Genomic DNA, 3,022 nt, shown 5'->3' on the forward strand with positions numbered 1-3,022 from the left:
TGGCTGCAAGCCGCGTAAGAATACAATTTAACCCATAGGGCATTTTACCTTAATTTAATGCATTAGTGGTCTTGACAGTGGGGTCCACAATAGTTAATGGCAGCGTTTCGATTAAAGACATTGGTAAGTAACTACGGCTTATAAAGAAGTTACAAAAACTCAACTCGAGACAAGAGTGCTTGAGTATCTCCAGCAGATTGAATCCTCCGGCGAAACGGTCTTGGTCACTGAAGATGGTCGGCCAACCGTTGAAATGCGCCGTTACTATTCAAATCGGCGCACTCCATTGGTAAAGCTCAGGGGCAGTGTGGTTGAGTTTGAATATCCAACCCAGACGATTGGTGTCGATCATTGGAAGATTTGACCAGATACCCAATTAAGGAAAACTCTAATCCGCAGTGCACTTTAGGCAGGGTAGGGTTACACCGCGTCGGCAGGGTCTACGTCGCACAATCCAAATGGGTCTAAAATGTCAGACAAGTTGAGAAACTCTCTGATTTTACGCATATCTGCCCGTTCTTTAAGGCAAACCATAAACGTAAGCGTTCATTCTGCAACGTAGTTATATTTAGCGACCCCGCGCGTTAACCTTAGCCTCACATCCTTATTTAACTGTGAGTCCCATGACCAACCCAAATAGTACTCGTCGCACACCCGAGCAATGGCATACCATTATTGATGATTTCTCAGCCTCACCGTTATCAGGGGCCGCGTTCTGCAAGCAGCATAAAATTCAATACGCCAGCTTTAGTAAATGGCGAATAAAACTATTGTCCTCGGCTAAGACCGTGCAACCGACTCGCCAAACCTCAAGCTCGTTTATCGATCTCGCCTCTCTCACCGATCAAAACACTCAGGATACCATGACTTGGCACATCACACTTAAACTCGGCAACGGTGTTGAACTCGTTTTGAGTCAAGCCTGATGTTTTTACCGGAACCGAATGTCCGTATTTGGTTGTACGCCCAACCCACGGACATGCGTAAATCATTTAATGGCTTATGTTCATTGGTGTCTGGTGTTTTAACTGAAAACCCAACCAGCGGTGCTTTGTTTGTATTTGTCAATCGCCGTAAAACTCACATCAAAATATTGTACTTTGATGGCAGTGGTTTTTGTATCTGGTTTAAGCGCTTAGAGCAAGGCCAATTTAATTACCGGGCTCAGAGCAACGATAAGCAATTGCTGGATTGGGCACAGTTAAAATTATTACTCGATGGATTGGAAGTTAAAAAAATACGCCAATATAAACGATATTCACATCCTAAATAGCAGCCAAACCCCTTAAAGTTTGGTATAATCCGCTCCATGCAAAAAACACTTTCTTCTGACAAAAAAACACTGGGACAAGCCATTAATAATGACTTGGCGGCTCTTCGTGATCTGCAAAAACTATCAGATGAAAACGGTCAATTGAAAGATGAAAATCAATCGCTTAAAAATCGCATCGCCTGGTTCGAAAACCAAATGTTCGGACAGAAATCTGAAAAGCGACAGATCGATAATCCCTATCAGGGTAATCTATTGGATGAGCCCACTCAGACCGCGATCGAAGTTGAACCAAAGCAAAAGAAAGACAATAACCATCAACGCGGAAAAGCGCCTAAAAGCAGACCGGATGATTGTGTTACCGACAGCGGTCTACGCTTTGGTAAAGAAGTTCCCGTTAAAATCATTGAAGTCACACCCGCGGAACTGCAAGGCAAGGATGCTGATCAATGGGAAGTGATTGGTACCAAAGTCAGCCGAAAGCTTGCCAAGTTACCCGCCAGCTATGTGGTACTGGAATATCACTTACCGGTATTGAAGAAAAAAGCAACCGATGAACTCAAGACGACGCTGATGCCTGAGCAAGTACTGGAAGGCAGCATCGCCGATGTAAGTTTGGTTGCTGGTTTACTGACAGATAAGTTTTTATATCACTTACCTTTGCATCGTCAACATCAAAAGATACAACAAGCGGGTATCACCTTAGCTCGACCGAGCCTCACCAACTGGACACAACGAGCCATAGAATTGCTCAGGCCCATCGTTGAAGCCCAGCTGGTGAATGTTTTACAAAGTAAAGTGTTGGCGATGGACGAGACACCCATTAAAGCAGGTCGCAAACAGAAAGGTAAAATGAAGTCTGCCTATTTTTGGCCAGTGTACGGTGATGACCACGAAGTGGTGTTTACCTACAGTGCAAGCCGAGGTAAGCAGCACATAATCGACACCTTGGAAAATGAGTTCAGCGGCACCCTCGTGACCGATGGTTATGCGGCCTATGCACGTTATGTTGAGAAAACCGAAGGTATCACCCATGCCCAATGATGGGTGCACAGTCGTCGTTACTTGGTTAATGCCCAAGACAGCAGCCCGACCGAAATAGAACAAGCCTTAGGCCTAATCGGCCAGCTCTATCAAGGTGAAAAAGTTATCCAAGAAACACAACTCACGGGCGAAAAGAAACGGGCTTATCGACTCGAACACAGCAAACCCAAAGTCGATGCTGTCTTTGAATGGTTAGATGAGCAGTGCCAGCGAACAGACTTAACGCCTAAGCATCCGTTAACCAAAGCGATCAAGTACATCAAAACAAGAGAAACCGAACTGCGTGTCTTTTTGGAAGATCCCGATGTGCCGATGGACACGAATCACCTTGAGCGTGAAATTCGCCCGATCCCCATGGGTAAAAAGAATTGGATGTTTTGTTGGACTGAGTTGGGCGCCGAACATGTTGGCTTAATCCAAAGCTTGATCAGCACTTGTAAACTGCATGACATAAACCCGCATACGTATTTGACGGATGTTCTGCAGCGCGTCAGTCATCACCCGATGAGCAGAGTAGAAGAGCTAACGCCAAGGCTTTGGAAAGAAAAGTTTGCGGATGATCCAATGCGATCTGTTTTATATAAGGCTGTCAATACCATCACTGAATGAACGCTGTAACTATTCAGCGAAATAATATCAAAAAAGGCTTGACAGGTTTTTTTTGACTTTTCCTGATTGCACAGATTTTTCACCAACTCCCTGACAGTC

2 protein-coding genes and 1 pseudogene are annotated in these 3,022 nt (G+C 44.8%); all 3 read left to right on the forward strand.

The window, feature by feature from the left end:
- Window positions 1-623: 623 nt before the first annotated feature.
- Window positions 624-926 (forward strand): IS66 family insertion sequence element accessory protein TnpA, encoded by a 303-nt coding sequence (gene tnpA / locus G565_RS26635; RefSeq protein WP_084649501.1) that lies wholly within the window; start codon window positions 624-626, stop codon window positions 924-926.
- Complete coding sequence (tnpB, locus tag G565_RS0120575; protein WP_028672485.1) at window positions 926-1,273, forward strand: IS66 family insertion sequence element accessory protein TnpB; 348 nt, start codon at window positions 926-928, stop codon at window positions 1,271-1,273. The genes tnpA and tnpB overlap by 1 nt, the downstream gene beginning before the upstream one ends.
- Before the next feature lie 36 nt (window positions 1,274-1,309).
- Window positions 1,310-2,923, forward strand: a pseudogene (gene tnpC / locus G565_RS25305) (IS66 family transposase).
- Window positions 2,924-3,022 lie beyond the last annotated feature (99 nt).

The organism is Saccharospirillum impatiens DSM 12546 (genome assembly GCF_000423605.1).
GTDB lineage: Bacteria > Pseudomonadota > Gammaproteobacteria > Pseudomonadales > Natronospirillaceae > Saccharospirillum > Saccharospirillum impatiens.